19 protein-coding genes are annotated in these 20,251 nt (G+C 65.6%); 9 read left to right on the top strand and 10 right to left on the bottom strand.

What is annotated here, in order from left to right:
• The first annotated feature begins 228 nt into the window (after positions 1–228).
• Positions 229–1,191: an NAD-dependent epimerase/dehydratase family protein gene (locus SMCB_RS06195; protein WP_045535791.1), complete on the top strand. Its 963-nt coding sequence runs from the start codon at positions 229–231 to the stop codon at positions 1,189–1,191.
• A gap of 54 nt (positions 1,192–1,245) precedes the next feature.
• Here the strand turns inward: SMCB_RS06195 and rfbH are convergent, their stop codons facing one another.
• From rfbH to SMCB_RS06160, 7 genes are all read right to left on the bottom strand, one after another.
• A complete protein-coding gene (gene rfbH, locus SMCB_RS06190; protein ID WP_045535790.1) occupies positions 1,246–2,607 on the bottom strand; it encodes a lipopolysaccharide biosynthesis protein RfbH in 1,362 nt (453 codons plus the stop codon).
• Between the two features lie 33 nt (positions 2,608–2,640).
• Positions 2,641–3,723 carry a CDP-glucose 4,6-dehydratase gene (rfbG, locus tag SMCB_RS06185; RefSeq protein WP_231851170.1) on the bottom strand — a complete coding sequence of 361 codons (1,083 nt, stop codon included), beginning with the start codon at positions 3,721–3,723 and terminating at the stop codon, positions 2,641–2,643.
• Positions 3,720–4,493 (bottom strand): glucose-1-phosphate cytidylyltransferase, encoded by a 774-nt coding sequence (gene rfbF, locus SMCB_RS06180; RefSeq protein ID WP_045535789.1) that lies wholly within the window; start codon positions 4,491–4,493, stop codon positions 3,720–3,722. The genes rfbG and rfbF overlap by 4 nt, the downstream gene beginning before the upstream one ends.
• Positions 4,490–8,224 carry a glycosyltransferase gene (locus SMCB_RS06175; protein ID WP_045535788.1) on the bottom strand — a complete coding sequence of 1,245 codons (3,735 nt, stop codon included), beginning with the start codon at positions 8,222–8,224 and terminating at the stop codon, positions 4,490–4,492. Before SMCB_RS06175 ends, rfbF begins: the two co-directional genes overlap by 4 nt.
• 114 nt (positions 8,225–8,338) lie before the next feature.
• Positions 8,339–9,202 (bottom strand): flagellin N-terminal helical domain-containing protein, encoded by an 864-nt coding sequence (locus tag SMCB_RS06170; RefSeq protein WP_045535787.1) that lies wholly within the window; start codon positions 9,200–9,202, stop codon positions 8,339–8,341.
• A gap of 233 nt (positions 9,203–9,435) precedes the next feature.
• Complete coding sequence (gene fliD / locus SMCB_RS06165; protein WP_045535786.1) at positions 9,436–10,893, bottom strand: flagellar filament capping protein FliD; 1,458 nt, start codon at positions 10,891–10,893, stop codon at positions 9,436–9,438.
• Positions 10,894–11,098: 205 nt separating this feature from the next.
• Positions 11,099–11,959 carry a flagellin N-terminal helical domain-containing protein gene (locus SMCB_RS06160; RefSeq protein ID WP_045535785.1) on the bottom strand — a complete coding sequence of 287 codons (861 nt, stop codon included), beginning with the start codon at positions 11,957–11,959 and terminating at the stop codon, positions 11,099–11,101.
• A gap of 248 nt (positions 11,960–12,207) precedes the next feature.
• On the opposite strand from SMCB_RS06160, the gene SMCB_RS06155 reads away from it, so the two are divergent.
• From SMCB_RS06155 to SMCB_RS06135, 5 genes are read left to right on the top strand one after another with little or no spacing between them, the layout of a single operon-like run.
• The gene (locus SMCB_RS06155; protein ID WP_045535784.1) at positions 12,208–12,597 is read left to right on the top strand and encodes a Uma2 family endonuclease; all 390 of its coding nucleotides are present in this window, start codon (positions 12,208–12,210) and stop codon (positions 12,595–12,597) included.
• On the top strand, positions 12,594–13,325 hold the full coding sequence (locus SMCB_RS06150) for an endonuclease/exonuclease/phosphatase family protein (RefSeq protein WP_045535783.1): 732 nt from the start codon (positions 12,594–12,596) through the stop codon (positions 13,323–13,325). Before SMCB_RS06155 ends, SMCB_RS06150 begins: the two co-directional genes overlap by 4 nt.
• Positions 13,322–14,557 carry a cardiolipin synthase ClsB gene (gene clsB, locus SMCB_RS06145; protein WP_045535782.1) on the top strand — a complete coding sequence of 412 codons (1,236 nt, stop codon included), beginning with the start codon at positions 13,322–13,324 and terminating at the stop codon, positions 14,555–14,557. Before SMCB_RS06150 ends, clsB begins: the two co-directional genes overlap by 4 nt.
• Positions 14,558–14,582: 25 nt before the next feature.
• Positions 14,583–15,308, top strand: a complete 726-nt coding sequence (folE, locus tag SMCB_RS06140) for a GTP cyclohydrolase I (protein ID WP_045537743.1) — start codon at positions 14,583–14,585, stop codon at positions 15,306–15,308.
• Positions 15,309–15,734, top strand: coding sequence for a BLUF domain-containing protein (locus tag SMCB_RS06135; RefSeq protein ID WP_045535781.1), 426 nt, complete (start codon positions 15,309–15,311; stop codon positions 15,732–15,734).
• A 7-nt stretch (positions 15,735–15,741) separates the two neighbouring features.
• Here SMCB_RS06135 and SMCB_RS06130 read toward each other — a convergent pair whose 3' ends face one another.
• The 3 genes from SMCB_RS06130 to gpmA form a co-directional block, all read right to left on the bottom strand.
• Positions 15,742–16,512: a HesA/MoeB/ThiF family protein gene (locus SMCB_RS06130; RefSeq protein WP_045537741.1), complete on the bottom strand. Its 771-nt coding sequence runs from the start codon at positions 16,510–16,512 to the stop codon at positions 15,742–15,744.
• A gap of 39 nt (positions 16,513–16,551) precedes the next feature.
• Entirely contained in the window at positions 16,552–18,018 is a 1,467-nt protein-coding gene (locus tag SMCB_RS06125; RefSeq protein WP_045535780.1) for a S41 family peptidase, read from the bottom strand.
• A gap of 129 nt (positions 18,019–18,147) precedes the next feature.
• Positions 18,148–18,891 (bottom strand): 2,3-diphosphoglycerate-dependent phosphoglycerate mutase, encoded by a 744-nt coding sequence (gpmA, locus tag SMCB_RS06120; protein ID WP_045535779.1) that lies wholly within the window; start codon positions 18,889–18,891, stop codon positions 18,148–18,150.
• Positions 18,892–18,972: 81 nt separating this feature from the next.
• On the opposite strand from gpmA, the gene SMCB_RS06115 reads away from it, so the two are divergent.
• The 3 genes from SMCB_RS06115 (at position 18,973) to secB (ending at position 20,233) form a co-directional block, all read left to right on the top strand.
• Positions 18,973–19,398, top strand: coding sequence for a rhodanese-like domain-containing protein (locus tag SMCB_RS06115; RefSeq protein WP_045535778.1), 426 nt, complete (start codon positions 18,973–18,975; stop codon positions 19,396–19,398).
• A 22-nt stretch (positions 19,399–19,420) separates the two neighbouring features.
• Entirely contained in the window at positions 19,421–19,675 is a 255-nt protein-coding gene (gene grxC, locus SMCB_RS06110) for a glutaredoxin 3 (protein ID WP_045535777.1), read from the top strand.
• An 87-nt stretch (positions 19,676–19,762) separates the two neighbouring features.
• Complete coding sequence (gene secB / locus SMCB_RS06105; RefSeq protein WP_045535776.1) at positions 19,763–20,233, top strand: protein-export chaperone SecB; 471 nt, start codon at positions 19,763–19,765, stop codon at positions 20,231–20,233.
• The last annotated feature ends 18 nt before the right edge of the window (positions 20,234–20,251 follow it).

The raw sequence follows: 20,251 nt of genomic DNA, 5'->3' as shown, positions 1-20,251 counted from the left end.
TGTGGATTTGTGGACGATGCGCTGCGCGCACCGGTCGGCTGGCCGTGGACAACGCTGACGCGTTGCCCACCGCACCGACCTTCGACCACAAGCTCCACAGCCTCCTACCACCAAGGTTCATGACTTTGAAGTCAGGAACAGCCGGGTTCTATCGAGGCGACAAGTATTCTGACATGGGGGGCCTCAGGCAGCGCCACCCGGCGCAGCCCTTGGTGCCGATGTACCACCATGTTTGATGCGAGCGCGCACATCCTGGTCACCGGGGGTACGGGTTTTTTTGGCTTGGCGCTGTTGCGCCATTGGCAGATCTGGGCGCATGGGGTGCCGCAGGTGACGGTTTTGAGCCGCAACCCGCAGCGCTTCAAGGCCTGCCACCCAGAGTTGGCGGCCTTGGTCGAGTGGGTCGAGGGCGATGTGCTCGACGCCGCCACGCTGCCCTGGAAGCGTGCGTTTACCCATGTGTTGCACGCCGCCACCGATTCCACTCATGGGGGCCGCCTGAGCCCGGCGCAGCGCTACATCCAAATCGTGCAGGGCACCCAAAATGCGCTGGAACTTGCCGTTGGCACCGGCGCAACCAGGTTCTTGCTCACCAGTTCAGGCGGGGTTTATGGTGCGCCGCCAGTGGGTATGGGCCAAATCCCCGAAAACTATCTGGGCATGCCCGATCCACTGAACCCAAACAATGCCTACAGTGTGGCCAAACGCTGTGCCGAACACCTGTGCGCCCTGTGCCATGAGCAGCACGGCCTGACCACCGTGATTGCCCGCTGCTTTGCCTTTGTCGGCCCCGATTTGCCCCGGGATGTTCATTTTTCCATCGGCAATTTTTTGCGCGATGCCTTACACGCCCCGGAGATCACCGTCCAGGGTGATGGCACGCCCGTGCGCTCGTACATGGATCAGCGCGATCTGGCCCAATGGATCTCGGTTTTGTTGGCCCACGGGCGCGCGCTCGAGGCTTACAACGTGGGCTCAGACCAGGCCATTGCCATCAAAGACCTCGCGTTTATGGTGCGCGACTTGCTGGCGCCAGAAAAACCGGTGCGCATTGTCGCCAACCCGGCGGCACAGAGTGCACGCAATTGGTATGTGCCTGCAATCGACAAAGCCCGTGGCGAGTTCGGGCTCCAGCTGTCTTATACCCTGCCCGAATCTATCGTGTACGCCGTGCAGCACGGCACCCAATAAACCCGAGGCTCTTTTTTGGACCTTTGGGGCCATTGGGGGACACGCAATCGCGCCTCAGAAGTCTAGGCCCAGATAGGTCTCGATCTGGCGCGCAGCGTATTCGAGCATCTCGGGCGTGAGCGCGGGCTGCACGCCGATCCAGAAGGTTTGGTTCATGACGCGGTCGGTCTGGGTGAGCGCGCCGCTGATGCGGTAGGGCAGGCCCTGCATGTAGGGCTGGCGCGTGAGGTTGCCGGCAAACAGCAGCCGCGTGCCGACTTTTTGTTGCTCGAGGTAGCCCAGCAAGTCGAGCCGCGACACTGGGCAGGCTTCGCGCAAGGTGATGGGAAAGCCAAACCACGACGGGTCGGCATGGGCGCTGGCTTGAGGCAGCTGCAAAAACTCGGTGCAGTGAGCCAAGCGCTGCTGGAGGAAGGCGAAGTTGCGCTTGCGTGCGGCGATGAAGTCGGGTGCTTTGGCCAACTGCGCCAGCCCGCAGGCGGCTTGCATGTCGGTGATTTTGAGGTTGTAGCCCAGATGGCTGTATGTGTATTTGTGGTCGTAGCCGTGGGGCAGGGTGCCCAGTTTCCAGCAAAAGCGCTGGCCGCAGGTGTTGTCGCGCCCGGGCGGGCAGTAGCAGTCGCGGCCCCAGTCGCGCATGCTCTCGGCGATGGTTTTGAGCTCGCTGTGGTTGGTGAACACCGCCCCGCCTTCGCCCATGGTGATATGGTGCGCGGGGTAAAAGCTCAGGGTGGCGATGTCGCCAAAGGTGCCCACCATCTGGCCGCGGTAGGTGCTGCCTAGGGCGTCGCAGCAGTCTTCTACCAGCCACAGGTGGTGCTTTTTGCACAGGGCGGTGACCACGTCGAGGTTGAACGGGTTGCCTAGGCTGTGCGCCAGCATGATGGCTTTGGTGCGCGGGCCGATGGCGGCTTCGATCAGGTCGGCGTCGATGTTGTGCGTCAGCGCATCGACATCGACGAACACCGGCAGCGCGCCAAACTGGATGATGGGGTTGACGGTGGTCGGGAAACCGGCGGCCACGGTGATGACTTCATCGCCTTTGCGGATGGCGCGCTGGCCCAGCTTGGGCGAGGTCAGGGTGTTGAAGGCCACCAGATTGGCCGACGAGCCGGAATTAACGGTGATCAGGTGCTTGACGCCGATGAAGGCGGCCAGCTGGCGCTCGAACTCGGCGTTGAAGCGCCCGGTGGTGAGCCAGCCGTCTAGGCTGGCCTGCACCATGAGCTGCAGCTCGCTGGCGTCGAGCAGCTTGCCTGAGGGGGGAATGGCGGTTTGGCCGGGAACGAAAGGTTTAGGTGCCAGAGTCAGTTCGGCGTATTGCTGCACTAGGGCGTCGATCTGGCTGCGCAGGGCGTCGGCTTCGGGGTGAACGCCGGGGGCTGGGCTGAGGGCAATGGTTGAGCTCGGGTGCATGAGTGGGTGCGCTCAGGGCTGAATCAGATGGGGTTAAGGCGGGCGCGTAGCCGGGGCGCAGTGGGCCTGCTGGTAGGTTTGAATTTGTTGCAGGGTGTAGGCGCGCATATCAGCCCCGCCCAAATAGGCTTGGTGCCATTCGACGGTTTTTTGCAAGGCCACTGCCAATGGCCAGTGCGGCTGCCAGCCCAGCCGGGCCTTGGCCTTGGAGATGTCGAGCTTGAGGCACTGCGCCTCGTGCGGGTGCGTGCCGGCGTCAGACTGCCACTGGGCGCCGTGGCCCCAAGCGGTGGCCATGCGCTCCACGATCCATTGCACGGGTTGTGTGTCGTCGTCTCTGGGTCCAAAGTTCCAGCTTTCGGCGCACGCGTGGCCCTCGGCGCACAGGCGCTCGGCCAGGGTGAGGTAACCACTCAGGGGCTCGAGCACGTGCTGCCAAGGCCGGGTGGCGTGCGGGTTGCGCAGCACCACAGCTTGCTGGCGCTCGAAGGCACGCAGGATGTCGGGGACGAGGCGCTCTGCTGCCCAGTCGCCGCCACCCACGACGTTGCCCGAGCGCGCAGTGGCCAATGCGGCGGCGTGGGGGGCGCAGAAAAAGGATCGACGATAGGCGGCACTCAGCAGCTCGCTGCAGCCTTTGCTGCTGCTGTAGGGGTCGCTGCCGCCTAGGGCTTCGTGTTCGCGGTAGCCCCACGGCCACTCGCGGTTTTCGTAGCATTTGTCGGTGGTGACGTTGACGATGGCGCGCAAATGCGGGCACTGGCGAGCGGCTTCGAGCACGTGCACCGTGCCCATGACGTTGGTGGCATAGGTTTCTACGGGCTCGCAATACGATAAGCGCACCAAGGGCTGGGCCGCCATGTGGATGAGCACCTCGGGCTTGAAAGCCGACATGCTGGCTGCTAGGGTGGCTAGGTCGCGGATGTCACCGATTTCGGATTCGATTTCGGCGCCTATTTCAGCCACCTGAAACAGCGCAGGGGTGGTGGGCGGAGCCAGCGCGTAGCCCTTCACTGCCGCCCCCATGCTGTGCAGCCACAGCGCCAACCAACTGCCTTTGAAGCCGGTGTGCCCGGTCAGAAAAACCCGTTTGCCGCGCCAAAAAACCGGGTTCACGGCCAGACCTTCCAGGGCGCTTGGCCGCTTTGCCAGAGTTTTTCGAGCAGGGTTTTGTCGCGCAGCGTATCCATGGGCTGCCAGAAACCGGTGTGGGAGTAGGCGGCGAGTTGGCCGCGCTGCGCCAAGGTCTCGAGCGGCTTGCGCTCCCACAGGGTGTGGTCGTCGTCGATCAGTTCGATCACGCTGGGCTCGAGCACGAAAAAACCACCGTTGATCAGGGCGCCGTCGCCTTGGGGTTTTTCGCGAAACGATTGCACGCGCGCGCCGCTCACCTCGAGCGCGCCAAAGCGCCCAGGTGGCAAGGTGGCGGTGAGGGTGGCTTGCAGCCCGTGCGCATGGTGAAAACGCAACAAAGCCGCCACATCGACGTCGGCCAAGCCGTCGCCGTAGGTCATGCAGAAGGTTTCGTTGGCGTTCAGGTAGGGCGCAATGCGCTTGAGGCGGCCGCCGGTCATGGTCTCGAGCCCGGTGTCGATCAGCGTTACGCGCCAGGGCTCGGCGTGGCGCTGGTGCACCTCCATGCGGTTGTTGCTCATGTCGAAGGTGACGTCCGACATGTGCAAGAAGTAGTTGGCAAAGTACTCCTTGATCACAAAACCTTTGTAGCCGCAGCAGATGATGAAATCGTTGATGCCGTGGTGGGCGTAGATTTTCAAGATGTGCCACAGCAGCGGCTTGCCGCCCACTTCGATCATGGGCTTGGGGCGCAGCGTGGTTTCTTCGCTGATGCGCGTGCCCAAGCCGCCGGCCAAGATGACGGCTTTCATGCGCTGTCCTGGGGGTTGGTGGGGGAGGCGGCAAACAGCGCCTCAAACCAGCGCTGCTGCAGGCCGCGCAAGGTGTAGTGGCGCTGCACCCACTGCTGCAGCGCTGCGCCCAGGCGCTTGCGTTCGTCCGGCTGGTCGATGAGGCGGCGCAGCGCGGCGCGCCAGTCGTCGAGGCTGGCGCAGTGCAGCACTGGCGGCGCGTCGGTGCGGTAGGTGGCGACATCGGAGCAAACCACCGCCCAGCCCATGGCGCCGTACTCGAGCAGGCGCAGGTTGCTTTTGCAGCGGTTAAACAGGTTGTCTTCGAGCGGTGCAATGGCGATGTCTAGCCCCAAGCTAGCCATTTTGGCCGGGTAGTCGGCGATGGAGACGAAGTGGTGCATCTCTTTGAGGTGGGGCCGGATGCCGTCGGTGCACATGCCCATGAACACCCAATCGACTTCGTGTGCAAACTCGGCCACGATGGGCTCGATCAGCTCCAGGTCGCCCTGGTGCTGGCCGGCCCCCACCCAGCCCACGCGCAGCCGCGCCCCGGGTGGGTTGCGCTTGGGCTCGAGCCCAAACCAATGCGTATCGAGGCTGTTGGGCACCAGCCGCACATCGCTCAGGTATTGCCCATAGTGCTGCTGCAGTGCTTCCGTGGTGACGATCAGGCGGTCGCTGGCGCGCAGGGCTTGCACCATGCGCTGGTGCCCTTCGCGGCTCTGGAACACGCGGTGGGGGTGCTTGTCTGGCACTTCGCCCAGAAGGTCATCGACCATCTGCACGATGGGTATGCTTGGGGCGGCGGTTTTGTATTGGCGCACCTGGCTAAGCTGGGCGTCGTCCACCGAGTGTTGCAGCACCAGCAGGTCGGGTTCGGCGCGGCGCAGCTCGAGCGGTTGCAGTATCCGGCTGGACCCACCGGGCAGGGGCATGATGACGCAGCTTTGCACCAGTCCGGCGTCTTGCAACGCGTTGAGCGGTTCGACCACCCGGTACTGGCCGGCCCCGCTGTGCAGCGGGGGCGCCAGCACCCGCGGCCGGTCGCGCCGCAACGGGTTCCAGTCGATCACGATGTGTGCTTCGATGTCAAAGGGTTTGAACAGCGACAACTGCCGGTTGTAGTGGGGGTCGTGCGCCAGTTCGGCGGCCCAGTCGGCGAGCATCTGCTGGCGTTCGGCCAGTTCTTGGTCCATTAAGCGCACACGGTCGTGGATGTCGTGGCGGCGCTGCTCGAGCGTTTTGCCACCGTGGTGCACGCAGTTGCTCAAGGGCGTCCAGACGTGGCGCAGCCCGAGCGCTCCCAAACGCAGGCACAAGTCGAGCACTGGCAAGTAGAGCGGGTAGCGTTCGGCGCGCAGACCACCCACGCGCTCCCAATGCGCTTTGCGCAGCACAAAGCAGTGGCCGGCCACCGCGCTGCAGTCTTGGGTTAATTGCAGGCGCGAATAGACGCCGGCTTCGGCTAGCCACTGCTGCTCGCCACAGTAGCTCGCCGCCAGCCCTTGGATTCCCAGAAAGACCGGCCCGCCCACCACTTTGGGGTCGCGCTCTTTGCTTGAGAGCAGGCGCGGCGCCACCAGGCCGACCTCGCTTTGCTGCGCTATGGCCACCAGCCGCGCCAGCCAGCCGGCGTGCAGCGCTTCGGTGTCGTCGTCGCAGACCAGCACAAACTCGCCGCTGGCGCGCGCCACGCCGGCGTTGAGCGCGGCGGCGTGCTGGTACTCGCCGTCTGGCAGGGTGACGCAGTGCAGGGGCACGCTCACGGCGCCCGCGCAAGCGCGCGCCACTTCGTCGGCCTGCGCCTGTTGGCAGACCACGATCACCTCGTGCAGCGGCAAGTCGTTTAGCTTGGCCGTGGCTTGCAGCAGGCAGCGCAGATAGCCGGTTTTCAAGCCGCTGGGCACCACCAGCGACACCAGCGGCTGGCCCTGCAGCGCGTGCTCGGGCAGCCAAGTGCCTAGGCGCGGCAGGGGCTGCAGGCGCGTGGCCACGGCGGGCACGAGCAGGGCCTGGGCGGCGTCGAACTCGCGCGCTTCTTCGGCTGCCGAAGCGGCACCCGGCGCGGCGTGCGCCAGCACGGTGCTGATGTGGCCGAGCATCTCGCGGCCGTGCTGCTGCAGCAGCGCCAGCGCCGCCGCGTACAGCTCGGCGCCGGGCAACGGCGCGCCCAGCTGCTGCCAGGTGTGGGTGTGCACTGCCACGGCTGGGCCGAGGTAGTTGATGCAGCGCAGCAGCTCGACGTTGGGGTCGGGCTTGAAAAACGGGTAGCGCTGCTGCTCGTCGGCGTGGGCTTGGTCTTCGTCGGCGTAGATGAGCCGGGCTTGGGGGAATTGCGCCGGCGCCAAGCCCCATTCCATCAGGGCTTGGGGGCTCAACTGCGTGCCGCTGCGCAGCAGCAGCGTCCAAGCGCTGGGCAGATCGAGGGCTGCCAAAGATCCACCAGCCAGAGGCCCTGTGGAGGGTAGCTGGTGCCAAACCACGCCGGGGGCTTCGGCCAAGGCCGCCGGGGCCGGTTCGTGCGCCACGATGTGCAACGCCGCGGGCTGGCCTAGGCACTGGCCCAGGCTGTCGAGCGTGTCGGCCAGCGCGTCGGTGCTGGCGTCGCGCTGGTCGATGAGCACGTTCAGCGGTTGCACCCGGCCGGCGGCCAAGTGTTCGGCGTAAATCGCGGCGTCGATCTCGCGCAGCGTGCTGCGCTGGCGCCACTGGGCGTATTGCTTGTGCACGGCCTGCCAATGCAGCCGGTCGGCGCGTGCGGCCAAGTCGGCGGCTTGGGTGTAGGCGCCAGGGAGGCGGTCGATGGTGGCTTGGGGCCAAGCGCGCTCGAAGGGCAGGGCGCTGGCGGCCGCTTGGGTGCGCTCGATAAAGGCTTGCAGTTGCTCAAGCCAGCCCTCAAAGAGGCCAAGTACCTGCGCGCGCCCCAAATGCACCGTGGCCAGGGCGCGCTCGATGTCATGTGGATCGTCGCCCCACGACACCCCTTGCAAATCGTCGATTTCGAACAAGATCTTTTTTTCGGCCAGGTTCAGGGTCAAGGGGTTGGGCAGCAGCACCACGGCGCAGCCGCAGAGCAAGGCCTCGGAAACCAAGGCCGACATTTCGTAGGTGTAGAGCAGCCGGGCTTTTTTGAGCAGCCCCAAGGTTTCGGCATGGGTGGCTGGGGTGCTGTAAGTGATTTCGATCGCGTCTGGGCCAAAATCGCGCACCTTGCCGCCGACAGCGCTGTAGCGGCGGTGGTAGTAAGCGATTTGGGTGCGCTGCGATGGCTCCAGGGCGCCGTGCTGGGTGCTGCTGACATCGAGGGTAGGCAGGCGCAACAGGGGGGCGTCTGGGTTTGGGTAGAAGACGCGGTGATAGGCATAGACGATTTCGTCGTTGCTGTAGCTCGAGTCGCCGCCAAAATAGCCCGGATAGTTGAGTACGTAGCGCACCGGCAGGCCCAGTTGCAAGGGCGTGCCTTTGGTGACTTCGGGGTAGATGACGATGGGTTTTTTGCCGGCGCGGTAGTGCGCGAGCTTGATCGGCTCGGTGAGCTGCGAAGTCCAATGCTGGCCCGATAAGCTCGGGCTTTGCAAGTGCGCCTCGAAACCGAGTTGGTTCAGTAGGCTGCAGAGCTCGTGCAGCAGCCGCGCACCAGCCGAGCGGTGATCGTAAGCAATGGTTACGATGTAGTAGGGCTGGCTGGCGTGTAGATACTGGCTGGAGCACGGCAGGGGCGCAGCGGGCAGCAGGCGTTTTATATCCAAAAGCAGTCTCCACTGATTGTGGGCCTAAACTTCAGCTGCCGTGCTTGCACAGGCTAGGTAGTCTCACGGGCTTGGGCAGCAGCTGGCTTAATTTTGGGGGGTGCCTGCGGATATTTAGCCCTGCAGCAGCCGCAACACGCCTTGGGGCAGCTGGTTGGCTTGGGCAATCATAGCAGTGCCGGCTTGCTGCAATATTTGCGCGCGGCTCAGGTTGGAGGTCTCGGCGGCAAAGTCGGCGTCCATGATGCGGCCGCGGGCGGCCGATTGGTTCTCGACGGCGGTGCGCAAGTAGTTGATGGTGTTCTCGAACCGGCTCTGCACCGCGCCCAGGGTGGCGCGGGTGGCGTTGATGGTAGACAGTGCCGTGTCAAGCGCCACGAGCACGGCAGAATTGGCCGCGTTCGTCGTGATGTTCAGGGCCGAGGCCGCGCCAGCGCCTTGCGTCACGCCCGACATGCCACCGGTTGCATTGTTGATGTTGAGGGCCGCGCCAGAGATGGTGATGGTCTGGCCCGAATTGGCGCCCACTTGGAAGGCGAAATCTGCGGTGGTGATAAAGAGGCTGGTGCCGTTGAACTGCACCGCGCTCATGGTGCGGTTGACCTCGTCGCGCAACTGGCTGAACTCTTGGTTTAGGGCACCCAAATCGCCCGCAGCGCCGGAGGTGTTGGTGGAGTTGATGGCCTGCACCGCGAGCTCACGCATGCGCTGCAGCATGTCGCCCATCACGGACAAGCCGCCTTCGGCCACTTGCGCCAGCGAGATGCCGTCGTTGGCGTTGCGGATGGCCACGTTCATGCCGCGCACTTGGGTGTTCATGCGGTCGGCGATGGCCAAACCAGCGGCGTCGTCGCGGGCGCTGTTGACGCGCAGGCCCGACGAAAGCCGCTGCATGGAGACGGCGAGCGAGTTTTGGGTGGTGATCGCGTTTCGCTGGGCTGTGAGCGAATTGACGTTGGTGTTGATGGTCATGGCCATAAAAGCTCTCCAAGAAAAGGATCGACGGGAGTTATCAATCCACTCGGCAGGAGCTGCTTTCTAGGGCGCTGTGCAGGCTCACCGGGTGATGGTCGAATTGTTCATCCGGTGCAAAAAAACAAAACCCCGATAAACGGGGCAATGGCTGGGCTTAACGGGCGTTTAAGCGCCGCCGGGCTTAAAGCGCGCCCTGTGGGCTGCTGCAAACACACGGGCGCGGTGGGCGCAGCGTGTCAGCCGGTGTTGCGGTTCCACTGCGCCAGCTGCTGGGACACGAAGCTGCCCAAGCCGTTGATGGCGCCCAGCGAGTTGTCGAGCCGGCTGTATTGCGCCAGCAGGTTGGCGCGGGTGCGCACCAGGCGCTCTTCCATCTGTTCGATGCGGTCTTGCTTGCGCTCGGCGCTGGCTTGCAAGGCGGTGTTGCGCCCGCTCACGGCACCCTGGATGCCGTTGGCGGCCATGGCAAAGTCGCGCAAGCGCCGTGCCACGCCGCCGGCGTTGTCGGTGCCGGCGGTGTCAGCCAGCAGGCTGCGCAAGGCGGCTGGGTTTTGCAGCGCGGCGTCGAGCCGCGTGGCGTTGCTGCTCAGGCTGCCGTCGCGCTGCAGTTGCAGCCCCATGTCGCTCAAGCGGCCCAGGGCCGCACCCGTGGGCCCGCCCGGGCTGCCCACCATCTGGCGCAGCATGTTTTGCAGTCCGATGGCGGTGGCGTCGCCTTGCAGCGCGCCGTTGTTGCGCCCGCCCGGGTCTACCCGGGTGAGTTCGGCCAAGGTGGCGCTGATGCGGTTGAAGGCGGTGCGAAAGGTCTCGATCGCTTCGCGCACCACGGTGTGGTTGGCTTGCACGCTCACCTGCACCGCCGTGGCTGCGCTGCCGGGCAGGCTGGCGGTGGTGGTGGCCTGCAGGTTGAGCGTGACGCCGGGCACCGGGTCGCGCACGGTGTTGGTGGGTGAGTTGAGCGCGATGCCGTCGATGCTGAACTGGGCGTCGAGCGCATCTTGGGTGCGGCTCATGCCCACCAGGGCGGTGCCGCTGTGAAAGTGGTTGAAGCTGCCCAACGCGCTCGTGCCGTCGGTCACGGCGGCGCCGCCGGCGTCGCGTGCGCGCACCTCAAAACCAGCCGCCGCACCCGTGTTGCTGCCGCGCAACAAGAGCTGCTCTTGGCCGCCGCTGCGCACCACCAGCGCGCTCACACCGGCATTGGCTGTGTTGTTGATGCGGCTGGCCAGGGTGCTCAGGGTGTCGCCGGCCTGCACTGCTACCGCCACTGGCGCGCCGCCGGCAAAGCTGTTGCCGCTCCAGGTGCCGGTGCGAATCTCGAGCGTACCCGCCACCCCTACCGGGGTATCGACGGCGCGTGCACCGGTGACTGTGCCCTGGGTTTGCGCCAAGCGCGCCACCTGCACGGCAAAGCTGCCTGTCAGGGCCGTGGCGGTGGCGCTGCCGCTCACGGTGTTGTTGTTGGAGGTATTAAAGCTGCGTGTGCCCCACAGGCCGGGGTCGAGCAGGCGGCTGGCGGCGTCTTGCAGGCCAGCGAGGTCGGCGCGCACGCGGGCATAGGCCGAAATGCGCGTTTGCAAGCCGCTGGCTTGGGCTTGCAACTGCTGGATGGGGCGGCGCTCGAGCGCCACCAACTGGTTGACGATGGCGTTGACATCGAGGCCGCTGCCAATGCCGGGCGATGAGAGGGCCATGATGAACTCCTAAGGCGAGTGGGCGCGGTGGTGACAAACCGCAGCCCACCGTTTATAGCAGGGAGCGCCGAAAAAACCAAGCCAGAAAAACCGCCGCCGTTGGCACGTGCCAAGCCGACCCAAAGCCACAAAGCCAAGGTGCGCACGAGGTGACGTGCAGACCTTGGCCTTGCAGGGGCGCTTCCCGTGCGCGCCCCGCGCTGCTTTAGCGCAGCAGGGCCAGCACACCTTGCGGCAACTGGTTGGCTTGGGCGATCATGGCGGTGCCAGCTTGTTGCAGGATTTGGGCGCGGCTCAGGTTTGCGGTTTCAGAGGCAAAGTCGGCGTCCATGATGCGTCCGCGGGCAGCTGCCTGGTTTTCAACCGACGAGCGCAAGAAGTTGACTGTGTTCTCGAACCGGCTCTGCACCGCACCCAAGGTGGCGCGGGTGGCGTTGAGGGTAGATAGCGCCGTGTCGAGCGCCACAAGCACGGCGGAATTGGCCGCGTTCGTCGTGGTGTTCAGGGCCGAAGCGCCGCCAGCGCCTTGCGTCACCCCCGACATGCCTCCGGCGGCGGCATTGATGTTGAGAGCCGCGCCAGCGATGGTGATGGTCTGGCCCGAGTTGGCGCCCACTTGGAAGGCGAAATCGGTGGTGGTGGTAAACAGGTTGGTGCCGTTGAACTGCACCGCGCTGATGGTGCGGTTGACCTCGTCGCGCAACTGGGTGAACTCTTGGTTCAGGGCGGCCAAATCGCCCGCAGCGCCGGAGGTGTTGGTGGAGTTGATGGCCTGCACCGAGAGTTCGCGCATGCGTTGCAGCATGTCGCCAATCACCGCCAAGCCGCCTTCGGCGGTTTGCGCCAACGAGATGCCGTCGTTGGCGTTGCGGATGGCCACGTTCATTCCGCGCACTTGGGTGTTCATGCGGTCGGCGATGGCCAAACCAGCGGCGTCGTCGCGGGCGCTGTTGACGCGCAAGCCCGATGAGAGCCGCTGCATTGAGGTGGCGAGCGAGTTCTGGGTGGCGATCGTGTTGCGCTGGGCAGTGAGCGAATTGACGTTGGTGTTGATGGTCATGGCCATGATGCAGCTCCTAGGAAGCAGTTACGAATCACCCCGGCTGGGCCGGAGGGTCAAAACCAACCCCATGCTGGCTTGACGACGAACCCTTGTGCAAGTCCGTTATGTAGGTTTTCGGGTGTGAGCGCGTAAACTTGAGTGCGCAATTGCAAATATTCTTGCGCCCTGCGCAGCTTGTAGCCAGAATTTGAATCTGCCACCGCTCGACCCGCATCCGCTCGACCCCGCCACCGCCCCAGGAGCCCCGTGCCATGCCCCCTCTGCCCGCCCGCAAGCCGCACATCAGCCCCGAAGATTACCTGGCGGGCGAGCGCCAGAGCGAGTGGCGCCACGAGCACATCGACGGCCAAGTCTATGCCATGGTGGGCGCCACCGACCGGCATAACCTGATCGTAAATGCCCTGGCGGTGGCCCTGACCCCGGCGGCACGCCGCAAGCCGCGGTTTACAGGCGCACCCAAGGCTGGCTGCCCGCGCACTACGCAGCAGGCCAGACGCTGGCGGTGGACTGCCTCGAGGCCGAACTCGGCGTCGATGAGGTTTATCAAGATGTGGAGTGGGGCGCGGACGCCTAGCCTGGCTTGGCCGATGGCCAGTCACCCCTCTGCACAGGCGCGCTTTGCTGGCATGATTGGGGCATGAATTCGCTGCGCGTTGCCACCTACAACATCCACAAGGGCGTACAAGGCCTAGGCCCGGCGCGCCGGCTCGAAATCCACAACCTGGTGCACGCGGTCGAGCAGTTCGACGCCGATCTGGTCTGCCTGCAAGAGGTGCGCGGCGTCAACCGCAAGATGCAGCGCGCCTTTGCCCATTGGCCCGCGGGCGACCAAGCCAACTTTTTGGCGCCCGAGGGCTACGAGGCCGTTTACCGCAGCAACGTGATCACGCGCCACGGCGAGCACGGCAACGCGCTGTTAAGCCGCTGGCCGGTGCTGGGCCACGGCCACCACGACGTGACCGACCTGCGCTTCGAGCGCCGCGGCATGCTGCACGTCACGCTGCAGGTGCAGCAGCGCCCGGTGCATGTGGTGGTGGTGCACCTGAGCCTGATCCCGGCCAGCCGCGCGCGCCAGGTGCAGGCGCTGGGGCGCTTTGTGCAGCAGCACGTGCCAGACCACGAGGCGCTGGTGGTGGCGGGCGACTTCAACGACTGGGACCAGCGCCTGCACAAGCCCATGGCGCTGTTGGGCCTGCACACCTTCGAGGACATCCGCCTGCCCACCTTCCCGGCCCGGCTGCCGCTGCTGTACCTGGACCGGGTGTATGTGCGCGGCCTGCGCCTGCTGCACGCGCAGGTGCCGCACGGCAAGGCCTGGCGCAGCATGTCGGACCACCTGCCGCTGATTGCCGAACTGGGCTGGCCATGAAGCACCCCTTGCGCGCCGGTCACCGGCTGCGCCTGCTCGAAGGCGGTGCAGCGCTGTTTGCGGCCATGGCGCAGGCCATCGACCGTGCGCAGCACCTGGTGCACGTGGAAACCTATATCTTTGAGTTTGCGCACGATGCGCTGCAGGTGGCGCAGGCGCTCGAGCGCGCGGCGCAGCGCGGGGTCACGGTGCGGCTGGTGACCGACGCCTTTGGCACGCCCAAGCCACCGGCCGAGTGGCGCGCCCGGCTCGAAGCGGCCGGGGTGCAGTGGCGGGTTTATCGACCCTTGGGGCCCATTGGGTTGCTGCTGCCGCGCAACTGGCGCCGCCTGCACCGCAAGCTGTGCATTGTCGATGGTGTGCTGGGTTTTTGCGGTGGCATCAACCTGATCGACGACCGCGACGACGTGCTGCTCGGGCGCCTGAGCGCCCCCAGGCTCGACTACGCGCTGCAGGTCAGCGGGCCGTTGCTGGACGATATGCAAGAGGCGATGGAGCAGCTCTGGTGGCGGCTGCAGGCGCTGAGCGCGGCGCGCCAGCGTGCGTTTCGGGCCGCCTGGCAGGCGCTGCGCTCGGGCTTGCCCCAACCCGAGCCTTGGCCGTGGTGGGAGCACCCGGTGCATCCCGAGCAACCGCAGCTGGAGCAGACGGTGCAGGGGGCCGCGGCGGCGTTTTTGCTGCGCGACAACGTGCGCAACCGGCACGACATCGAACGCGCCTATCTGGCCGCGATCGAGCAGGCGCGCACCGAGATCGTGATCGCCAACGCCTACTTCATTCCCGGGCGGCGGCTGCGCCGGGCGCTGGTGCGCGCAGCCCAGCGCGGGGTGCGGGTGCGGCTGCTGCTGCACGGCAAGTACGAGCGTTTTTTGCAATACCACGCGGCGCGCCCGGTCTATCACCAGTTGCTGGCGGCCGGGATCGAGATTTTTGAGTACGCGCCCAGTTCCTTGCACGCCAAGGTGGCGGTGGTGGACCAGCGCTGGGCCACGGTGGGCTCGACCAACCTCGACCCGGTCAGCCTGCTGCTCACGCGCGAGGCCAATGTGGTCACGCGCGACGCGGCCTTTGCCAGCTTGCTGCGCGAGCGCTTGGCCGATCTGATGGCGCACGCGGGCGAGCGCGTCGATGCGGTGCGACTGGCCAACCGCCCGTGGCAGCAGCGGCTGCTGGACCGGGTGGCGTTTGGCCTTATGCGCGCCTTGCTTTATTTGGGTGGCTACCGCTACTAGGTTTGAAGCTGATAGGATGCGGCCCATGCTGATGCAAGCCCCCACCCCCACCCCTGCGGCCGAGAGCGAAGCGGGTCAACCGATGTCGGTTGTGATTCGCCAGCGCTTGCAGGCGGCGCGCAAGCGCTTTCACGCCAACGACAACATCGCCGACTTTGTGCGGCCTGGCGAACTCGAGGCCCTGCTCGATGAAGTGACCGGCAAAATGCAGGCCGTGCTCGACAGCATGGTGATCGACACCGCGCACGACCACAACACCGACCAAACCGCGCGCCGCGTGGCCAAGATGTACCTCAAAGAGGTGTTTGCCGGGCGCTACGTGCACGCCCCGGCGATCACCGAATTCCCCAACGCCGAGCACCTCAACGAGCTCATGATCGTGGGCCCAATCACCGTGCGCAGCGCCTGCAGCCATCACCTGTGCCCAGTGATCGGCCAAATCTGGATCGGGGTCTTGCCCAACGAGCACACCAACGTCATTGGCCTGTCCAAATACGCCCGCTTGGCCGAATGGGTCATGGGGCGGCCGCAAATCCAAGAAGAAGCCGTGGTGCAACTGGCCGACCTGATCCAAGACAAAACCCAGCCCGATGGCTTGGCGATCGTGATGGAAGCCAGCCACTACTGCATGGCTTGGCGCGGCGTCAAGGACATGGACAGCCGCATGATCAACTCGGTCATGCGCGGCGTGTTTTTAAAAGACAGCAACTTGCGGCGCGAATTTTTGTCGCTCATTTCCAGGGGTAAATAAATGCTGGTGCGCCTGCTCTACGTCAGCCGCGCTTGCGAGCGCGACCTCGAGGCCTCGATCGAGTCGATTATGGCCACTGCGCGCCAACACAACCTGCAAAACGGCATCACCGGCATCTTGTGTTATGGCGGCGGCATTTACGTACAAGCCATCGAGGGCGGGCGGGAGGCTGTGAATCGGCTGTATCGCCAGATCGTGGCCGATGCGCGCCACACCGACGTCGAGTTGCTGCACTACGAAGAAATATCCGAGCGCCGCTTTGGCGGTTGGACCATGGGGCAGGTGAAGCTGAGCCGGCTTAACACCTCGGTGGTGCTCAAGTACTGCGAAAAACCCGAATTCAACCCCTACGGCATGTCGGGCCGGGTGTCGCTGGCGCTGCTCGAAGAGCTCATGGCCACGGCCTGCATCATCGGCCGGGCTTGATGCAGGCCTAGGCTGCGCGCTGCCGCCCCGCAGCCGCCCCGCAAACCGGGCAGGCGGGGTCGCGCGCCAGCTGCAACGGCTGAAAATCGCTGCGCAGGGCGTCGAGCAGCAGCAGGCGCCCCACCAAGTTCGAGCCCATGCCCGACAGCAGCTTGAGCGCCTCGGCGGCCTGCATCGAGCCCACCAGCCCGACCAGCGGCGCCAGCACGCCCAGCGTGGCGCAGCGCGTCTCTTCGGGGGCTTGGGCTTCGGGAAACACGCAGGCGTAGCAGGGCGAGGCCGGTTGGCGCGGGTCGTACACCGCCAATTGGCCGTCGAAGCGGATCGCCGCGCCCGAGACCAGCGGCACCCGGTGGCGCACGCTGGCGCGGTTGAGGGTGTGGCGGGTGGCGAAGTTGTCGCTGCAATCGAGCAGCACGTCGGCCGATGACAGCAGCTGATCGAGCAAGGCCGGTTCAGCGCGCTGCGCCCAGGTGTCGATGCGCAGCTCGGGGTTGATGGCGCGCATGGCCAGCGCCGCCGATTCCACCTTGGGCCAGCCGATGCGCTCTTGCGTGTGGGCAATCTGGCGCTGCAGATTGGTGCCATCGACCGCGTCGTGATCGACCAGGCTGATGCGCCCAACGCCAGCCGCCGCCAGATACAGCGCCACCGGCGAACCCAGCCCACCCGCCCCCACCACCACGGCATGCGCCGCCAGCAAGCGCTGCTGCCCGGCGATGCCGAATTCCTCGAGCAAAATGTGGCGCGAGTAGCGCAGCAGCTGCGCGTCGCTCAGATCGGGCAGGGCGGTTGGGTTGGACAAAGTGGGTGGCTTTTAGTTGGCGCTGCGCTCTGCGGCCGGGCGCTCGCGTGCGCTCTGGCTCACCTGCACCGGCAGGCCCTGCAGGTGGTTGAGCGCTTGGCGCAGCTGGAAATCTTCGGCCGAGCCGAACTCGGGCAGCAGGCGCTGACCGGGGTTGAGGCGCTGCTGCTCTTCGAGCCGCTGGCGCGCCGCTTCGCGCTCTTGCTCACGCTGGCGTTCGCGGGCTCGTTCTTCTTCGCTGAGTTCGCGCGCCGGGGCACCGTTGTGGCCGGCGCTGATGTCGGCTTGGCGCGGGCGCAGCGCCGCCAGCACGTCGCCGGCGGCGGTCTCGTAGAGCCAGAGGTCGGGCACGATGCCGCGGTCTTGGATGGCGCGGCCGCTGGGACTGAAGTAGTGCGCCGTGGTGAGCTTGAGGGCGGTGTCGGGACCGAGCGGGCGCACGGTTTGCACCGAGCCCTTGCCAAAGGTCTGGCTGCCCATGATGGTGGCGCGGCGGTGGTCTTGCAGCGCCCCGGCCACGATTTCGCTCGCCGAAGCCGAGCCTTCATTGACCAGCACCACCAGCGGCACGGTGCGCAAGCGGCCTTGGGTGGCCTCGGTCAGGCGCTGGATGTGGTCGGGGCCGCTGCGCAGGTAGTAGCGCGGCGCGGCGCGGAAGGTGGCGCGGCTCTCGGGCAACTGGCCGTTGGTGCTGACCACCACCACGTTTTCGGGCAGGAAGGCGGCCGACATGGCGACCGCCGCATCGAGCAGGCCGCCGGGGTCGTTGCGCAAGTCGAGCACCAGCCCGCGCAGCTGCGGGTCTTGCTGGTACAGGGCCTGCACTTGGCGCGCAAAGTCTTCGATCGTGCGCTCTTGGAACTGCGACACCCGCACCCAAGCGAAGCCGGGCTCGATCATGCGGCTGCGCACGCTCTGGGTGCGAATCTCTTGGCGCGTGATGGTGACGCTGAAGCTGCGGTTTTCGCTGCGCCGCATGATCATCAGGCGCACCTGGGTGTTGGGCTCGCCGCGCATGCGCCGCACCGCCTCACCGATGGTCATGCCGCGCACCGGGGTGTCGTCGATCTGGCTGATGAGGTCGTTGGCCATCAGGCCGGCGCGAAAGGCGGGCGAGCCTTCGATCGGCGAGACCACCTTGACGAGCCCGTCTTCCATCGAGATTTCGATGCCCACGCCCACGAAGCGGCCGGCGGTGCCTTCGCGGAATTCGCGGAATTCTTGGGGATCGAAAAATTGCGAGTGCGGATCCAGCCCAGAGACCATGCCCGAGATGGCGTCGTGGATGAGCTCGGTGTCGTCCACCGGCTTGACAAAATCGCTCTTGATGATGCCATAGACGGCGGCCAACTGCTGCAACTGCTCCAACGGCAGTGGCGTGACGGCCCCGCGCGCCACCGCCTGCAACTGCATGGTGGTGAGGGCGCCGGCCAAGGCACCGACGGCGATCCAACCCGCGACTTTCAATTTGTATCCCATTTGCTCAACCTCTGCCCGCAGTGGGCAACGCAACGCGCACTATAGCGCTTGGAGGGTGGGGGGCGCATTGCGTTCCCGGGAAAAACCGTTACCGCCACCGGGTGGGGCAGTGCCCGGGCCCAGCGCGGATCAGGCACGGCTTTGGCGCGCCACGGCGGCGGCTGCGGCTTCGGCCGCAGCGGCGTCGCCTAGGTAGTAGCGCCGCAGCGGGCGCAGCGCGGCGTCGAACTCATACACCAGCGGGATGCCGTTGGGGATGTTGAGCTGCACGATGTCGGCGTCGGATACGCCGTCTAGGTGCTTGATCAGGGCGCGGATCGAATTGCCGTGCGCCGACACCAGCACCCGCTGCCCGCTGGCAATGGCCGGCGCCAGCGTCTGCTCCCAGTAGGGCACCATGCGCGCCACCGTGTCTTTCAGGCATTCGGTCAGGGGCACTTGGTGCGCTGCGAGGGCGGTGTAGCGGCGGTCGGTGCGCTCGCTGCGCACGTCGTCGGCGGCCAGTGGCGGTGGCGGGGTGTCGTAGCTGCGCCGCCACAGCAACACCTGTGCTTCACCGTACTGGCGCGCCGTTTCGGCCTTGTTGAGCCCTTGCAGGGCGCCGTAGTGGCGCTCGTTGAGGCGCCAGTCTTTGAGCACCGGCAGCCAGGCGCGGTCCATGGCGTCGAGGCAGTGGTTCAGGGTGTGGATGGCGCGCTTGAGCACGCTGGTGTGGCAAAGGTCGAATTCCCAGCCCTCGGCCTTGAGCAGCTGCCCAGCCGCCAGCGCCTGCGCCACGCCGGTGGGGGTGAGATCGACGTCGGTCCAGCCGGTGAAGCGGTTTTCGAGGTTCCAGGTCGATTCGCCGTGGCGGATCAGGACGAGCTTGTGCATGGGGGGAATTTCTTGGGTGTGGGCCGGGCTAGACGAAGATGTGATTCTAAAATACCAGCTGCTTGTGTTTTGAGGATTGCCGTGGATTTCATTTTGCAAAATTGGGTTTTGGTGCTGATTGCCGTGACGGCGCTGGCGCTGCTGTTGTGGCCGATGTTGAGTGGTGGCGGCGGTGCCGGCAGCCTCACGCCCAACGAGGCGGTGCAGCTCATCAACCGCGAAAAAGCGGCGGTGATCGACGTCTGCTCGCTCGACGAATACACCGCCGGGCACATCGGCTCGGCCAAGCACGTGCCGGTGGACGAGCTGGAAAAGCGCTTGTCGCAAACAATCAAGAACAAAGCCACGCCGCTGCTGCTGGTGTGTGCCTCGGGCATCCGCTCCAAACGCGCTGCGGGTGTGGCCAAAAAGCTCGGGTTCGAGAAAGTGCACACGCTGGCCGGCGGCATGGGAGCTTGGCGCGCGGCGGCCTTGCCGGTGCACAAAGGGCCGCCGGGCAAGGGCTGAACGCGCTGCCGGGAGCTTGCACATGGCCCAAATCACCCTTTACAGCAGCGATTACTGCCCTTTTTGCCACCGCGCCAAGGCGCTGCTGCGCGCGCGCGGGGTGCAGGCGTGGGACGAGATCGTGGTCGATGGCCGGCCCGACCTGCGCGCCGCCATGACCGAGCGCGCCGGGCGCAGCAGCGTGCCGCAGATTTTCATCGACGGCCAGCACATCGGCGGCTGCGACGACTTGCACGCGCTTGATGCGCGCGGGGGGCTGTTGCCCTTGCTGAGATAATTGTCCTTGGTCTGCCCACTTTGGGCGTCTTACTGGCCCGCTGCAGGCTCGACAGGTACAGCGGGTTTTTCCACCACGAGATCCATCATGTCCGATACCCCTGCCGTTCCGGTGTTTCAGATTCAGCGCGTCTACCTCAAAGAGGCCTCGCTCGAGCAACCCAATTCGCCTAACATCCTGCTGCAGCAAGAGCAGCCGGCGCTCGACATCCAGCTCGGGGTGGCCGCCGAGCCCTTGGCCGAAGGGGTGTTTGAAGTCACCGTGACCTGCACCGTGACGACCAAGATCAAGGACAAAACCCTGTATCTGGTCGAGGCCAAGCAGGCTGGCATTTTTGAGCTGCGCCACCTGCCCCAAGAGCAGATGGGCCCGATCTTGGGCATCGCCTGCCCGCAGATCATCTACCCCTACCTGCGCGGCAACGTGGCCGACCTGATTCAGCGCGGCGGCTTTGCGCCGGTGCATCTGGCCGAGATCAATTTTCAGAGCATGTACGAGCAGCAACTGTCGCGCGAGGGCGAGGCGGCAACTGCGGCTGCGGCCCCCACGGTGCAGTAAAGCGCTGCGCTGAGGCTG

Source organism: Serpentinimonas maccroryi (genome assembly GCF_000828915.1).
Lineage (GTDB): Bacteria > Pseudomonadota > Gammaproteobacteria > Burkholderiales > Burkholderiaceae_C > Serpentinimonas > Serpentinimonas maccroryi.
This window is presented reverse-complemented; position numbering and strand designations above follow the sequence as displayed.

Excerpts from the sequence above, each read along its gene's own strand:
- SMCB_RS06195 (WP_045535791.1), top strand. The coding sequence starts at position 229 with ATGTTTGATGCGAGCGCGCACATCCTGGTCACCGGGGGTACGGGTTTT.
- rfbH (WP_045535790.1), bottom strand. The coding sequence starts at position 2,607 with ATGCACCCGAGCTCAACCATTGCCCTCAGCCCAGCCCCCGGCGTTCAC.
- rfbF (WP_045535789.1), bottom strand. The coding sequence starts at position 4,493 with ATGAAAGCCGTCATCTTGGCCGGCGGCTTGGGCACGCGCATCAGCGAA.
- SMCB_RS06170 (WP_045535787.1), bottom strand. The coding sequence starts at position 9,202 with ATGGCCATGACCATCAACACCAACGTCAATTCGCTCACAGCCCAGCGA.
- fliD (WP_045535786.1), bottom strand. The coding sequence starts at position 10,893 with ATGGCCCTCTCATCGCCCGGCATTGGCAGCGGCCTCGATGTCAACGCC.
- SMCB_RS06160 (WP_045535785.1), bottom strand. The coding sequence starts at position 11,959 with ATGGCCATGACCATCAACACCAACGTCAATTCGCTCACTGCCCAGCGC.
- SMCB_RS06155 (WP_045535784.1), top strand. The coding sequence starts at position 12,208 with ATGCCCCCTCTGCCCGCCCGCAAGCCGCACATCAGCCCCGAAGATTAC.
- SMCB_RS06150 (WP_045535783.1), top strand. The coding sequence starts at position 12,594 with ATGAATTCGCTGCGCGTTGCCACCTACAACATCCACAAGGGCGTACAA.
- clsB (WP_045535782.1), top strand. The coding sequence starts at position 13,322 with ATGAAGCACCCCTTGCGCGCCGGTCACCGGCTGCGCCTGCTCGAAGGC.
- folE (WP_045537743.1), top strand. The coding sequence starts at position 14,583 with ATGCTGATGCAAGCCCCCACCCCCACCCCTGCGGCCGAGAGCGAAGCG.
- SMCB_RS06135 (WP_045535781.1), top strand. The coding sequence starts at position 15,309 with ATGCTGGTGCGCCTGCTCTACGTCAGCCGCGCTTGCGAGCGCGACCTC.
- SMCB_RS06125 (WP_045535780.1), bottom strand. The coding sequence starts at position 18,018 with ATGGGATACAAATTGAAAGTCGCGGGTTGGATCGCCGTCGGTGCCTTG.
- gpmA (WP_045535779.1), bottom strand. The coding sequence starts at position 18,891 with ATGCACAAGCTCGTCCTGATCCGCCACGGCGAATCGACCTGGAACCTC.
- grxC (WP_045535777.1), top strand. The coding sequence starts at position 19,421 with ATGGCCCAAATCACCCTTTACAGCAGCGATTACTGCCCTTTTTGCCAC.
- secB (WP_045535776.1), top strand. The coding sequence starts at position 19,763 with ATGTCCGATACCCCTGCCGTTCCGGTGTTTCAGATTCAGCGCGTCTAC.